Annotated in this window: 12 protein-coding genes; 5 read left to right on the top strand and 7 right to left on the bottom strand. The window is 63.0% G+C overall.

Features of this window, described 5'->3' with window-relative positions; all coding sequences use genetic code 11:
- The first annotated feature begins 81 nt into the window (after window positions 1-81).
- The 3 genes from CR917_RS15670 (at window position 82) to CR917_RS15660 (ending at window position 3,186) form a co-directional block, all read left to right on the top strand.
- Complete coding sequence (locus CR917_RS15670; protein ID WP_058540393.1) at window positions 82-1,248, top strand: MFS transporter; 1,167 nt, start codon at window positions 82-84, stop codon at window positions 1,246-1,248.
- Window positions 1,249-1,372: 124 nt separating this feature from the next.
- Window positions 1,373-1,813, top strand: coding sequence for a MerR family transcriptional regulator (locus CR917_RS15665; RefSeq protein WP_043861680.1), 441 nt, complete (start codon window positions 1,373-1,375; stop codon window positions 1,811-1,813).
- A gap of 95 nt (window positions 1,814-1,908) precedes the next feature.
- The gene (locus CR917_RS15660; RefSeq protein WP_058540392.1) at window positions 1,909-3,186 is read left to right on the top strand and encodes an NADH:flavin oxidoreductase/NADH oxidase family protein; all 1,278 of its coding nucleotides are present in this window, start codon (window positions 1,909-1,911) and stop codon (window positions 3,184-3,186) included.
- 59 nt (window positions 3,187-3,245) lie between these two features.
- Here the strand turns inward: CR917_RS15660 and CR917_RS15655 are convergent, their stop codons facing one another.
- Complete coding sequence (locus CR917_RS15655; RefSeq protein ID WP_058540391.1) at window positions 3,246-4,658, bottom strand: amidase; 1,413 nt, start codon at window positions 4,656-4,658, stop codon at window positions 3,246-3,248.
- Window positions 4,659-4,746: 88 nt separating this feature from the next.
- Window positions 4,747-6,039: an MFS transporter gene (locus CR917_RS15650; protein WP_043861683.1), complete on the bottom strand. Its 1,293-nt coding sequence runs from the start codon at window positions 6,037-6,039 to the stop codon at window positions 4,747-4,749.
- 97 nt (window positions 6,040-6,136) lie between these two features.
- Between CR917_RS15650 and CR917_RS15645 the strand changes: the two genes are divergently transcribed.
- On the top strand, window positions 6,137-7,120 hold the full coding sequence (locus CR917_RS15645) for an Lrp/AsnC family transcriptional regulator (RefSeq protein ID WP_104572596.1): 984 nt from the start codon (window positions 6,137-6,139) through the stop codon (window positions 7,118-7,120).
- 36 nt (window positions 7,121-7,156) lie between these two features.
- On the opposite strand, the gene CR917_RS15640 is transcribed toward CR917_RS15645, so the two are convergent.
- The 3 genes from CR917_RS15640 to CR917_RS15630 form a co-directional block, all read right to left on the bottom strand.
- Window positions 7,157-7,489: a hypothetical protein gene (locus tag CR917_RS15640; protein WP_104572595.1), complete on the bottom strand. Its 333-nt coding sequence runs from the start codon at window positions 7,487-7,489 to the stop codon at window positions 7,157-7,159.
- Window positions 7,490-7,565: 76 nt separating this feature from the next.
- Window positions 7,566-8,075: an autoinducer binding domain-containing protein gene (locus CR917_RS15635; RefSeq protein WP_104572594.1), complete on the bottom strand. Its 510-nt coding sequence runs from the start codon at window positions 8,073-8,075 to the stop codon at window positions 7,566-7,568.
- Window positions 8,076-8,196: 121 nt separating this feature from the next.
- Complete coding sequence (locus tag CR917_RS15630; protein ID WP_256589689.1) at window positions 8,197-8,829, bottom strand: hypothetical protein; 633 nt, start codon at window positions 8,827-8,829, stop codon at window positions 8,197-8,199.
- A gap of 346 nt (window positions 8,830-9,175) precedes the next feature.
- On the opposite strand from CR917_RS15630, the gene katG reads away from it, so the two are divergent.
- Complete coding sequence (katG, locus tag CR917_RS15625; RefSeq protein ID WP_104572593.1) at window positions 9,176-11,446, top strand: catalase/peroxidase HPI; 2,271 nt, start codon at window positions 9,176-9,178, stop codon at window positions 11,444-11,446.
- Window positions 11,447-11,536: 90 nt separating this feature from the next.
- Here the strand turns inward: katG and CR917_RS15620 are convergent, their stop codons facing one another.
- Window positions 11,537-13,405 carry an ATP-binding protein gene (locus CR917_RS15620; RefSeq protein WP_218278980.1) on the bottom strand — a complete coding sequence of 623 codons (1,869 nt, stop codon included), beginning with the start codon at window positions 13,403-13,405 and terminating at the stop codon, window positions 11,537-11,539.
- Window positions 13,406-13,413: 8 nt separating this feature from the next.
- Window positions 13,414-14,097 carry a response regulator transcription factor gene (locus tag CR917_RS15615; RefSeq protein WP_104572591.1) on the bottom strand — a complete coding sequence of 228 codons (684 nt, stop codon included), beginning with the start codon at window positions 14,095-14,097 and terminating at the stop codon, window positions 13,414-13,416.
- Window positions 14,098-14,099: the final 2 nt, after the last annotated feature.

Raw genomic sequence — 14,099 nt, 5'->3', positions numbered from 1 at the left:
GCAAAGGTGATTGCCAAAAATGCTATCTACCGCGTTAAAAAACTGCATCGTAGCATTGGCGGCATAGATAAGGAGCCTTCCATGCGTATCAATCCACCACTTGTCGCACTTGCCATCGGTGCCTTTGGCATCGGCGTAACAGAATTCGCCCCCATGGGCATGTTGCCGGGTATCGCTCAGGATCTGGGCGTTTCGATTCCCGCTGCCGGTTTGCTGGTCAGTGCCTATGCGCTGGGCGTATTGCTCGGTGCACCGCTGATGACCCTGACCACCGGCAGGATTCCCCGACGCTATCTGCTGATCGGGCTCATGGGGATTTTCACCTTGGGTAATCTGATGTCAGCCCTGGCCACCGATTACTACAGCCTCATGGTCGCCAGGGTGGTGACCTCACTGAACCATGGTGCATTTTTTGGCGTTGGCTCCATCGTCGCCGCCAGCGTGGTCGCCCCGGAAAAACGTGCCGGGGCGGTGGCGGCGATGTTCATGGGCCTGACCTTGGCGACCATCGGCGGTGTGCCGCTGGCTACCTGGTTTGGTGAACTGTTCGGTTGGCGCACCGCTTTCTGGGGAATTACCGGCCTCGGCGTGGTGACCATGGCCGCATTATGGTTCGCCCTGCCTAACCTGAAGACGTCGCAAAGTGTCGGTGTAATGGCCGAAATTCGAGTGCTGGGGCGCGGTCCGGTGCTGGGCGCGTTGGCCCTGACCGTAGTCGGGTCGAGCGCGATGTTTACTGTCTTCACTTACATCGCGCCGATCCTCAGCAGCGAGACCAATGGTTCCACCGCCTACATCACTGGCATGCTGGTTCTTTTCGGGGTGGGGTTGACGCTGGGCAACCTGTGGGGCGGCAAGGCCGCCGACCGCTCGATAGATCGCACCTTGATCGTCTCGCTAAGCGTTCTGATTCTCGTCTTGCTGGCGTTCACCCTGCTGATGCGTTGGGCGGTGCCGGCCGCTCTGGCCATCCTGATATGGGGTATCGCCAGTTTCGCCCTGGTGCCGCCACTACAGATGCGTGTGATGGAAGCAGCGAAGGACGCGCCCAATCTTGCCTCTGCGGTGAACATTGGCGCCTTCAATTTTGGCAACGCGATTGGCGCAGCGCTGGGCGGAGCGGTGATCAACGCCGGGTTGGGTTATCCGGCCATTTCCCTGGCCGGAGCGTCGATGGGTGCTCTGGGGCTGCTGATGGTGTTGGCGTATGGCTGGCGTTCCAGAACTGTTGCATCAACAGTGGCGTGACGAAGCGCTGATGCCAGTGGCGTAGACAGTGGTCGAGCCTGAATTCAATGCGTGATGGTTGGCCGCCCCGATGGCTTTAGGTTTAAAGTCAACTTCAAGGTCAACAGAGTGTTCAGGGTGGGTTATGCGAATAGGCGAACTGGCGAAAATCAGTGGTTTGGCGCCCTCACGCATCCGGTTCTACGAGTCGAGCGGCTTGATCAAATCTGTCGAGCGCAAAGCAAATGGTTACAGGGACTACGCGCCTGATACCAAGTGGGTGTTGGAGGTGATCACCGCAGCGCAGGCGGCGGGTTTTTCATTGGAAGAAATTCGGCAGTTGATGCCGATGAATGCCAGCGGTTGGCAGCACGATGAATTGCTCAGCGGGCTTAAGCAAAAGGTTGAGGAAATCGCTGTTCTACAGCAACGGCTAGCCCACAACAAAGCGCAGCTTCTGCTCGTCATCAAGGGCATCGAGGATAAGCCCGAAAGCATGGCGTGCGCGGAAAATGCGCAAATGCTGATCAATCGCCTGCGTGAAGAAGGCATTGGCAAAGCGCCGGGCAAGCGTGCGGTGCGTTAAGGTCAAACTCCACTGGCTGCACTGCGCAAAAGGGTATTGACCTTAAAGTTGACTTTAATCTTAAGGTGGCCTCCTCTTCAGTTGAGGGCTGCTCCATGAATGTGTTCGACACCCTGATGCTTCCCAACGGTTCAACCATCAAGAACCGAATCGCCAAAGCTGCCATGGAGGAGAACATGGCGGACGCCGATCAGGCGCCTTCCAAGGACCTGCTGCGTCTCTATCAAGCATGGGCCGACGGTGGTGCCGGCCTGATCATTACCGGCAACGTTATGGTCGACGGCCGCGCCATGACCGGACCGGGTGGCGTGGTGTTGCAAGACGATCAGCAATTGCACAAGTTCAAGCACTGGGCGCGTACAGGTCGGTCTGGCGGTGCGCAGTTCTGGTTGCAGATCAATCATCCCGGTCGCCAGATGCAGTCCAACCTTGGGCAAAAGACCTGGGCCCCATCAGCCGTGCCGCTGGATCTCGGCAAAATGTCCAGGCGATTTGCCACACCTCATGCGATGACCCCAGGCGTGATCGAAGAGGTTGTTCAGCGCTTCGCGAATACCGCACGCCTCGGCGAGCAGGCCGGATTCACTGGTGTGGAAATTCATGCTGCCCATGGCTATTTGTTGAGCCAGTTCCTTTCGCCGTTGACCAACCAGCGCACGGACGAGTGGGGTGGCCCTCTGGAAAACCGGGCGCGCCTGTTGCTCGAAATCGTCAAGGCGGTCAGGGCTGTGGTTTCTGCGGATTTTGCAGTGGCGGTCAAGCTGAACTCCGCCGATTTTCAGCGCGGAGGATTCACCGCCGATGACGCGAAAAAGGTGGTTGAGTTGCTCAACGACCTGGGCGTGGACATGGTGGAGTTATCGGGAGGCAGCTACGAAGTACCCGCCATGCAGGGTGACGCGCGCGATGGTCGCACCCTGGCTCGCGAAGCCTATTTTGTCGAGTTCGCCCGTGATATCCAAACCGTCGCCAACATGCCGGTGATGGTCACTGGCGGTATACGCCGCCGCCCGGTGGCCGAAAGCGTCGTGCAGAGCGGTGTGGACATGGTGGGCATCGGAACCGCCCTTGCTATCGACCCGCACCTGCCTCGCCAGTGGTTGGCGGGCAACGACAATGCCCCGCAATTGCCGCCGATCACCTGGAAAAACAAAGCCATGGCGGCCTTGGCGAACATGGCTGTAGTGAAGTTTCAACTGCGTAAACTCAGTCGCAATAAAAATCCCGACCCGAGTGTTTCACCGTTGTTCGCGCTGATCCTGCAACAGGCCGCCATGGCCTTTCGCACTCGCCAGTACCGGAGATGGGTAGAAAAGTCTTCGCATTGCAACGGCCTGACGATCGCAGCGCACGGCGATGGTCTGCCTGGATGACACCTGCGCAACATCACTGAAGACGTTGCGCCAGGTGCTACGCGAGTGTTGTTCCGGGCTTAAAGCCCCCACCGCCCCAGCTCGGGCTTGCGCTCGTCAAGCAGCAGTGCAGGCGCCATGGCGCTCGCCATGTTCAGCAAGTGCATGTCGGTAGATACCGGTGACAGCAGCTGCACGCCAATCGGCATCTGTGCTTCATCGAATCCGGCGGGTAGGGCGATTGCCGGGGTGCCGAGGTAGTTACTGGCGCGGCTGAACGTGCCGATGCTCACGTGAGCAGCGTCCTGGTCATCAAGAGGCAGGGCCCCGTGACCGCTGACCGGCATCAGCAGAACACCGGATGAGCCGATCGCTCGTCTGAAGGCCTCGGCGACGTGGGCACGCTGTGCAACGGCGTGTTCGTAGTCGTCACGGCTGATGGCCGCGCCGGCCAGGATGCGATTGCGCACCACCCCCCAGAGCGGCTGCGCAGGGTCATGTGCAAGGTGGCCGAACTCGCGATACCCCTCATAGGCAATGATCATCGAGTTGCACTCGGACAGCCGGCCGATGTTCAACTCATCCTCTGGAACCCAGCTCTGGAGCGTCCAGCCGGCCTTTTCCAGGGTGCGCAGGGCCTGATCCCATACCCGGCGAGCGCCCACGGACAGCGCACTTGGGAACGCGCTCTGGTCCAGTACGAACACCGTGCCCGGCTTGGCTGGTACCAGCTCACCTGCAAGGTCGGCCTGAACGCTCGACCCACTGCCGGTAGACGGGCTGGCAAGGATGGCCGTGATTGCATGGGCGTCGCCGACATCACGGGCGATCGGGCCCAGCACGTCGAGGCTGGGCGCAAGCGGAACAACACCGTGCACGCTGATGACCCCGCTGGACGGCTTGAAGCCGACCAGATGATTGAGCGATGCGGGGGCTCGGATCGATCCGCCGGTATCGCCCCCCACTGCAACAGGTACAAGCCCTGCGGCAACAGCAACCGCCGCACCTGAAGAGGAACCGCCCGGGGCGCGATGCAGCGTTGTGTCCCACGGGTTCCAGGGCGTGCCTCGGGTCGGGTTCTGCCCGGACAGGCCGAACGCAAATTCGGTCATCTGGGTCTTGCCCAGGATAACCATTCCGGCCGCCTGCAATCGTTGCGCGACGGTGCTGGTCACGGCACTGACAGTGCTCAGGCGGCTCAACGAGCCTGCCGATGCCGGGGTATGGGCGATTTCGATGTTGTCCTTGATGGCGACCGGTACGCCATGCAAAGCACTCAAAGGGTGGCCTGCCTCGAGCGCACTGTCGGCGGCATCGGCTGCCGCCAGGGCTTGCTCTGCGAACACTGCGGTAAAGGCATTGAGCTCGCTGCCGCGAGCAATGCGGTCCAGAAAGTAGTGCGTGACGGCACGCGAGGTGATCTGCCGGGTAGCGATCAGATGGGCAATCTGCAGGGCAGACTGGAAACATAGGGCTTCGGATCGTTCGAGCATGGGTTCTAGGTTCTAAGCGGTGTGGGTCGGTAATCCCCGTATCCGATACTCGTTGACGGGGATTGCATGGCGTTGTTCGAGCCAGTGACTATTTCAGTGGCTTTCCGGCTGTTTCCGGCATTTTGATGAAGGTCACAAGCGTGAGCGCGGCGCCTGCGAGCACGTAGTAGAAGAACCAGCTCTCCTGACCGTTGCTCTGCAGCCAGGTCAGCAGATACGGCGTGGTACCGCCCAGCAGCGCCACCATCAGGTTGTAGGGAGCACCAATGCCGACGGCGCGAACGCGGCTGGGGAACTGTTCGGACATGATTGCCGGGGCGATGGAGGTATAGAGCGCGTAGAGCATAAGGCCGAACAGCTCCACCATCAGGATCGACGAGAACGTCGGCTGCATGCTGGTGATGATCGGGTAGAAGAACACCAGGTAGCCCAGGGCGAACACGATCAGTTGCGGCTTGCGCCCGAACTTGTCAGAGAGCATGCCGAAGAGTGGGTGCACGAGCATGAACGCGACCATTGCAACCGTGTTTGCTGCGAACGCTGTCGAGGACTCCACGTGCAGCGCACGGATGGCATAGGTCGGGATGTAGATGACGAACAGGTAGAAGGCAAAGGTGCTCAGGATCGAAAAGCCCACGATCCGCAGGGTCTCGCGCGGATAATCGCGCAGCAGGGTGCGCAGCGGTTGCTTCTCTACCTTGTCTGCGGTTGGCGGCGTGGAGGCTTCTGCTTCAGGCACCGACATACGCAGCCAGATGCCTGCGATACCGCCCAGGGCGCCGAGCAGGAACGGAATGCGCCAGCCGAACTCTCTCATCTGTTCCTCGGTGAGGAGGGTGGTCAGCGCCCAGCCGATCGCCGAGGCGGTCAGAATGCCCGCGGCGGAGCTGAAGAACACAAAGCTCGAAAAGAACCCGCGACGGTGGTCCGGCGCCAACTCGGCAAGGTAGGTAGAGGCTGAAGCGTATTCACCGCCCAGCGACAGGCCTTGCATCAGGCGCGCTATCACCAGCAAGACCGGCGCGAGCAGGCCGATCTTCTCGTAGGTGGGGGTGATGCCGATCATCAGGGACCCGCCTGCCATCAGCAGGATGGTGACCCCCAGTGCCGATTTGCGGCCATAGCGATCAGAGTAGATCCCCAGGGCCCAGCCACCGATCGGGCGCATGAAGAACCCCACGGCGAAAATCGCGAAGGTCGCCAGCAGGGACGCCGTTTCGTCATTTTTTGGAAAGAATTGTGTGGAAAAGAACACCGCGAACGACGCATAGATCGTCCAATCGAACCACTCCACCGCATTGCCAATGCTGCCAGCAGCAATTTTGCGCGCGGTTGATACCTGCGGCTTTGCCGCTTCGGACGTTTGAGTCGCATAATTCATTGGCTTGTGCCTTTGGGTTTGAGTTGTAATTGTTTTTAGACATATGCGGCGTTTTTCTGTATTAATTTGGCCACTTGAGCGAAGGTATTGTAAGGATATGGTCTCGTCAATCGTTGATTCGGATGAAAAAAGACATTTTGCGTTGGATGACGCGGATCTGGCCTGCCTGATTGCACTGCAGGCGAACCCTCGCGGCACCTGGCGGGATCTGAGTGCCGGCTGCGATGTGGCGGAGCGTACGCTTTCGCGTCGCCTGCAACGCTTGATGGACAACGGGTATATCCGGGTGATCGGCGAGCTCGACCCGGTTGTGGTGGGGAGTGGCCCGGTGCTGCATGCCTGGATTCGGGTAGCAGACGGTCGTCAGAGCGAAGTGGCGCAGCACCTGGCGCAGTGGGCACAGACGCAGGTTGTGATGGCGACAACGGGCGAGTTCGACATCTTCACCGAGATCAACCTGCCCAGCGTGGAAGCGCTTTCTGACATGGTGGTGCGGGAGTTGCCGCTGGTGCCGGGGGTTAGGCAGGTTCAGACGCAAGTGGTGCTCAGGTCGTTCCGACGAGCCAGCCGCTGGCGTATTGATGGTTCGGTGCCTACCGAGCCGGTGCTGGCCGGGCCTGTGAGCCTGAGTGATGACGAAATGCGGTTACTGGGCGCCCTGACCCTGGATGGAAGGGCCAGCCTGGGCGTGCTTGCCGAGACATGTGGAGTCAGTGAGCCGAAGGTTCAGCGGATGCTGAGTGGGCTCGTCGACAGCAATGCCCTGACATTTCGTGTGGAGCTCGAGCCGTTGCTGGTGGGCTATGGGGTAGAGGCGATTGTGTCGTTGCAGACTCGACCGGGTGCGGCGGAGGGCATTGCCCAGGAACTGGCGAAGGATGAACACACGCGTTGCCTGTTTGGCACCAGTGGCGGCTCGCAGCTGTTCTGGCATGTGCTGTGCCGTGATATCCATGATCTATGGACCGTCTCGACCGCCCGCATGGGATCCCTGGAGGGGATCATCTCGTGCGAGACCAACACGGTGGTCAGGGCCTACAAAAGGGCGGGGCGGGTGCGTCGAGGGTTGATGGTCGAGTAGGGCTCATGCCTGCCTTTGTGCAAGCAACGTAGCTGGCTACGTTGCCTGTTTGGGCTTCCAGTAGACCATCTCGGCCACCGCTCTTTCAATGTCATCCATGTCGTCGCAGCCCAGCTCGAGGTTGAACTTTTCAGTGATTGTTCTTCGCATGGCGGCCAGTCGACGGGTGATCTGGTTTTCATCGATGAACCGTGTCGTCTCTTCGCAATACAGCGCTCTGTTGCCTGGGCTGATGTCGCCATCAACCTCCTTGTAGTAATGGCGGGCAATGTCTCTCAGGGAAATGAGCATGTATTCGATATCGGCGACAAGGTGGATGGCTTCTTCTCCAGACAGGAGGATTTCTCTGTTTTCCTTGAGCAGTTTCAATGGGTCTTCCACTCGATCTTTGAACGGGCCAGGTAGCGAGGATATCCCATGTGGCGCTGGCGAACCCCGTTGCGGGTCACTCGGATGATGACGGCCCCTGCGGGTCATTCACCAGAGCGGCCGCCGTCGCATGCAGCACCTGCACCAGCCACAGCACCGCGGCCCCCTTGCGGTAAAGCTCATTGACGGTCACGGGCGGGTGTTGGCGTACCACGCTCAAGCTGCTGAACCTGCCGTGCTCATCGTGAAAGGGTTGGGTCCAACCGAGGCAAACGCCGTGATCCTGCGCGCCTGCCCACAACTCGGGGGGGGTGGTGAAAGCCTCTGGTGTCCACAACAACGGGAAGGATGAGTGCCGGCTGTGCGCAAGCAGGGGATCAACGACCGCAGGCTCATGGCGACGGTAGCGCTCGCCCCATGGGTTGGGGCAGTTGCTTTGTGTGATCGAAAACGTCGGGGTGGTGAAACTGAAGGCGTAGCAGTCGAAACCCAGGCACCGAAGCAGCTTTTCCAATTGCGCCAACTGGCTGTCCAAGTCCTTCGAGCACACCAGCTGACGCAGTTGCTCCGTTGTCCAGTGATCCATCGTTGCTCATCCCTGCATGATGTGAACATCCGTGGATACAGATCAGTTTCTCCTGATAAATACGTATCAGATGCGCCTTTTACGACTGTAGCTCAGCTTTTTTGCGCTATTGCAAAAAGCGCTAACGCTTTTGCCGGGTGGCCTGCCTCTGGTCGGACCCGCCCTCAGGGTCAAGTTCGCGCAGGCTTGCGGGCCCTTGTGCCGGTGACTCACCAGTCACCTGGCACAGCAACGCGCTGACTCGCTCGCCGTCCACCACGCCCCGTGCCTGCAAGAGGTCGGCCACCGCCATCAGCCCCGCCCAGTACCGGCGTACCAGGCAGCCGGACCGGGCGATGGCCAGGGCCTCGGCATCGAGCAGCTTGTGCGCGGGCAACAGGCTGATCAGTTCATGCCCGCGGCATCGGTCGCCACGGCCGCTGCCGCGCAAGACCCGGTCATAGCGTGCGTGCCGGTGGATGGCTTCGGCCACGGGCCCGGCAAAGCAGTGCAGCAGGTCGCGCTCGATGGGTTCGACGAGGGAGGGCAGGTACTCGGCAATGCCACGGGCGGCGAAGGCCGGGTGCACGATCAGGTAGTCCGCCTCCACCAGCCCCTCGGCAAAGTGCGCACGCCCGTTCAGGTCGATCAGCGGGCCGCTGGCGGCCTGGGCGTGGGTCAGCACGGTCACCCGTGCAATGGGCTGGCCGTTCCACCACACGGCCAGGGCGTGACCGGCCTCGTGGATGGCGGTTGAACGCGGGCGCATGTCCATGGGGCGAGCCTCCCGTGGGGTGGTCGCTCGCCCTGACTACGCCTGCGTTATCGGTGCACGGCTCAGCGAGCGTTTGTCCTACCTTCTGCTCCCTGGCGGGTTCCGTATAAGAGATTATGGCTATCACCCACCAATACTGCGGCTATTTGCCGACTCGGGGGCGGCGAACTAGCCTTAGTTCGGTGCCGGCGCCAGCTGGCCGACCCATCCTGATGAAGAGACAAGATCGCGGCGCTCAGCCGTTCGAGTCGTTGACGATGCAACCTGTGTAACTGATTTCGCACGTTGCCACGGCGCCCTGGCAGGGCTGCCTGGCGACATGAACTCGACCAAGGGTAGCTCTCACATGGCAACTGAATCGAAATGCCCGTTCAATCATGCCGCCGGCGGTGGCACCACCAACCGTGACTGGTGGCCCAACCAGCTCAACCTGAAGATCCTGCATCAGCACGCGCCCCAGGCCGACCCGCTGGGCGAGGGCTTCGACTATGCCCAGGCGTTCAAGAGCCTGGACTTCCAGGCCCTCAAGCAGGACCTCACCGCGCTGATGACCGACTCGCAGGACTGGTGGCCGGCCGACTTCGGCCATTACGGGCCACTGTTCGTGCGCATGGCCTGGCACAGTGCGGGCACCTACCGTACTGGCGACGGGCGCGGCGGTGCCGGCTCCGGCCAGCAGCGCTTCGCGCCGCTCAACAGCTGGCCCGACAACGTCAGCCTCGACAAGGCGCGGCGGCTGCTGTGGCCGATCAAGCAGAAGTACGGGCGGGCGATTTCCTGGGCCGACCTGATCGTGCTCACCGGCAACGTGGCGCTGGAGTCGATGGGCTTCAAGACCTTCGGGTTTTCCGGCGGTCGCCCGGACGTGTGGGCGCCGGACGAGGACGTGTACTGGGGCTCGGAGAACAAGTGGCTGGGCGGCGACACGCGCTACGGCAAAGACCCTGAAGCCATGCAGCCGCCGGGCGAGGGCACCCTGGTGGCCGAACCCGAGCAGCACGGCAACGAAGAAAGCCGTACCGAGCAGGGCCGCAACCTGGAGAACCCCCTGGCCGCAGTGCAGATGGGGCTGATCTACGTGAACCCGGAAGGCCCCGAAGGCAACCCCGACCCGGTCGCCGCCGCCAAGGACATTCGCGAGACCTTCGGGCGCATGGCCATGAACGACGAGGAAACCGTGGCCCTGATCGCCGGCGGCCACGCCTTCGGCAAGACCCACGGCGCCGGCCCGGCCGACAACGTGGGCCCCGAGCCTGAAGCGGCAGGCCTGGAGGAACAGGGCCTGGGCTGGAAGAACAGCTTCGGCACCGGCAAGGGCCCGGACACCATCACCAGCGGCCTGGAAGTGACCTGGACCACCACCCCGACCCGCTGGAGCAACAACTTCCTGGAGAACCTGTTCGGCTTCGAGTGGGAGCTGACCAAGAGCCCGGCCGGGGCCCACCAGTGGACGCCCAAGGGCGGCGCCGGCGCCGGTATCATCCCCGACGCCCACGACCCGTCCAAGCGGCGCAACCCCACCATGCTGACCACCGACCTGTCGCTGCGCTTCGACCCGATCTACGAGAAGATCTCGCGCCGCTACCTGGAAAACCCCGACCAGCTGAGCGATGCCTTTGCCCGCGCCTGGTACAAGCTGATCCACCGTGACATGGGCCCGCTGTCGCGCTACCTGGGCCCGGAACTGCCCGCTGAGGAGCTGCTGTGGCAAGACCCGATTCCCAAGGTCGACCACCCGCTGGTCGATGACGGCGACATCGCCGCGCTCAAGGCCAAGGTACTGGCCTCGGGCCTGTCGGTGGCGCAGCTGGTGTCCACCGCATGGGCGGCGGCTTCCACCTTCAGGGGTTCGGACAAGCGCGGCGGTGCCAATGGCGGGCGGCTGCGCCTGGCCCCGCAGAAGTTCTGGCAGGCCAACCAGCCCGAACAGCTGGCCGCCGTGCTCGCGACCCTGGAAGGCATCCAGAACGAATTCAATGGGGCGCAGGCCGGTGGCAAGAAGATCTCCCTGGCCGATCTGATCGTGCTGGCAGGCAACGCCGGCGTCGAGCAGGCTGCGAAAAACGCCGGGCATACGGTCACGGTGCCGTTCACGCCGGGGCGCACCGATGCCAGCCAGGAGCAGACGGACGTGGAGTCGTTCGGCTTTCTCGAACCCATTGCCGATGGTTTTCGCAACTACCTCAAGGGGCACTACCGCGTGCCGGCCGAAGCGCTGCTGATTGACAAGGCGCAACTGCTGACGCTCAGTGCACCGGAGATGACGGTGCTGGTGGGCGGCCTGCGGGTGCTGGGGGCCAATGTGGGCCAGAGCAGCCATGGCGTGTTCACCCAGCGGCCGCAGGCGCTGACCAATGACTTCTTCACCCACCTGCTGGACATGGGCGTGGAGTGGAAGCCGGTGTCCGAGGCCGCTCAGGCGTTCGAAGGGCGTGATCGCAAAAGCGGGCAGGTGAAGTGGACCGCGACCCGGGTCGACCTGGTGTTCGGCTCGAACGCGCAATTGCGGGCCGTGGCCGAGGTGTATGCCAGTGCAGATGCGCAGCAGCAGTTCGTCAGCGACTTCGTGGCGGCCTGGGCCAAAGTGATGAACCTGGACCGTTTCGATGTGAAGTAGCGCGTTCGCCGGCAAGGCCGGCCCCTGCAGAGCAGCACAACCCCTGCAGGGGCCGGCCTTGCCGGCCAAGCGAATGCCTGCAGTACCGGCTCACACGCTGGCCGGCACCTCCCGTTGCAGCGCAAGGCGTGCAACAAGCCGCGTACAACCCGGCAGCGAAACCACCTCCAACTGACCGCCCACCCGGGCGATGCGCGCATGCATGCTGCGCATGCCCACGCTCACCCCGGCGCGCTGTACCGCCAGCACGTCGAAGCCGATACCGTCATCCTCGATGTTCAGCTCCAGGCTGTCGGGCTGCGGCTGCTGCAGCTCAACCTGCACATGCCGGGCACGGCTGTGCTTGACCACATTGGTCAGCGACTCTTCCACCAGGCGGGTCAACGCCATGCACTGCAAGGCGCTGGGCGGTGTGCGCCACTGCGCGGCGAAGTGCCAGGTGCAGGCCACATCCAGTTCGTCGAACAGCTGGGTGAAGCGATGGCGCAGCGGGGCGATCCATTCCTGCGGCGTGGCCGGCACCTTGATGCCGGCGCTGGAGCCATTGTCGATGGTCTGGCGCAGGTCATCACGCAGCAATTTGAGCATCGACAGAAACTGCGGGCCCTGCAGCGGCGTGCTGGCCTGCTCGACCATGGCCATCATGCGCACCAGCGAGCCGCCCAGCCCATCATGCAGGTCGTGGGCGATCTGCAGGCGGTCCTGCAGGCGGGAGTTGGTCAGCGCCAGGGCGTGTTCGCGTTCGAGGGTGGTGGCCAGTTCCCCGCGAGCGCGCTCGATGCCTTCGGCCAGCTCCAGGTTGAAGCGCTCGATGCGGCGCACGCTGCGCGCATGGCGCAAGCCCAGCACCACCGACATGCACAGGGTCGTCACCACGCTGGTGAGCGGTGTCCACGCGGGCGTTTCGCCGATCAGCTTCAGCATTATCAGCAGGTCATGGGCCCCGGCCAGCATGAATACCAGCAGGCTGGCGGCCAGCCACACATGCTCGGGCCGCCGGGTGCGCAAGGCATGCAGCTGAAACTGCAGGCAGTTGAGGAAAAACACCGTCGCCGTGCTCAGCACCGCCACCAGTTGCGCGTTGCCGACGCGGGCATCCGGGGCCAGTGCCATCAAGGCCACCAGTGCGGCAGTCAGCAGCCAGAGTGCCTTCTCCAGGCGCGGCAGCGATTGCCCGCCAAAGCGCCAGACAAACACGCAGAAGCAGGTGACGTACATCACCAGCGCGATGCCGTTGAAGCGCGCAGCCATCAGGGTGGTGGAGAAGGGCCAGGGGCTGGTCATCAGTATATTGGCGATGAACAGCACCCAGCACAGGGCCATGGCCGCATACCAGCCAAAGATCCGTTGCTCGCGGCGGATCACCCAGATACAGAAGAACAGCCCGCCCAGCACCGCCGAGACGGTCAGGTTGAGCACGAACAACGAGCGGTTGGTCCACAGCAACTCTTCATACAGCTGGCGTGCCGAGGCCTCATCCCCCAGGTACACCGGCCCCAGCCCGGGTGACTGTACCGCCAGGCCCACCACACGTACCCACAGCGTGTTGACGCCTTCGTGCAGCAGGCCTTCGGGCAGGTGCCAGTAGCGGGGCATGTTCCAGCTGCGTGACAGCGGCTCGCTCAGCTGGCTGTCACGCCACAGGCGCTGGTCGTTGACGAACACTTCGCCGGCCATGATCACCGAGCGCAGCGTCAGTGCCACCGGCATGCGTTGACCGGCCGCGCAGTCGCGCTGCCACTGGAGGCGGTACCACACCGTGCCGTCGTGCTGCGGCCAGCGTCGGCTCCAGTCGTCGGGCAGGGTCACGGCCTGCCAGGGGCCGGCCTCGGGGCGGTTGCCCTGGTCATCACCCTGGGCGGCGGCTACCGACAGCACCTGCACGGTGCAGCTTGCACCGCCCGGCGTTGCAGCCTGCGCTGCACCCGACAGGCACAGGACGAGCAGCCAGCACGCCATCAGGCCTCTCAATCGAGCAGGCCACGCGTGCGTGCCGCATGGATGGCGCGGGTGCGCGAAGACACCGCCAGCTTGCGATAGATGCGTTTGACGTGGCATTCGACGGTGTAGCGCGACAGGTTCAGCTGTTCGGCGATTTCGCGGTTGCCCAGGCCCTCGGCCACCAGGCGCAGGATCTGGTCTTCACGCGGGGTCAGGCGTTCGCCATCGGTGGTGTCGACCGGCTGGGCGGCCCCCGGGCGCAGTTCCTCGATGATGCGCCGGGCCACGAACGGGTCGATGGGGGCGCCGCCGCGCAGCACGCTGCGCAGCGACAACAGGATCTCCAGGTCGTCGCGTTCCTTGAGCACATAGCCGGTGGCGCCTGCCCGCAGCGCCGCGAGCAGGGTGTCTTCGGTGCTCCATGCCGAGATCACCAGGATCGCCTGGCCGGGGTCGGTGGCGTGCATCTCTTCGATCAGCTCGATGCCGTTGCCGTCGGGCAGGCCCAGGTCTACCAGCGCCAGCGCCACCGGCTGCACTGCCAGGCAGGCGCGGGCCTCGGCCAGCGAGCTGGCGAACAGCAGGGCCTCGGGCCGGTAGCCCAGTTGCAGCAGCAGGGCTTCCAGGCGGCGGTGGATCAGCGGCTCGTCCTCCACCAGCAGTACCGGCGCGAGCAGCGTGGGTTCGGGAACAGTCGTCTGGATAGGCATGG

Origin of the sequence: Pseudomonas sp. BRM28 (assembly GCF_002939405.1) — a bacterium.
GTDB lineage: Bacteria > Pseudomonadota > Gammaproteobacteria > Pseudomonadales > Pseudomonadaceae > Aquipseudomonas > Aquipseudomonas palmensis.
The sequence above is the reverse complement of the archived record's forward strand: the minus strand, read 5'-3'. Positions and strand labels throughout refer to the sequence as shown.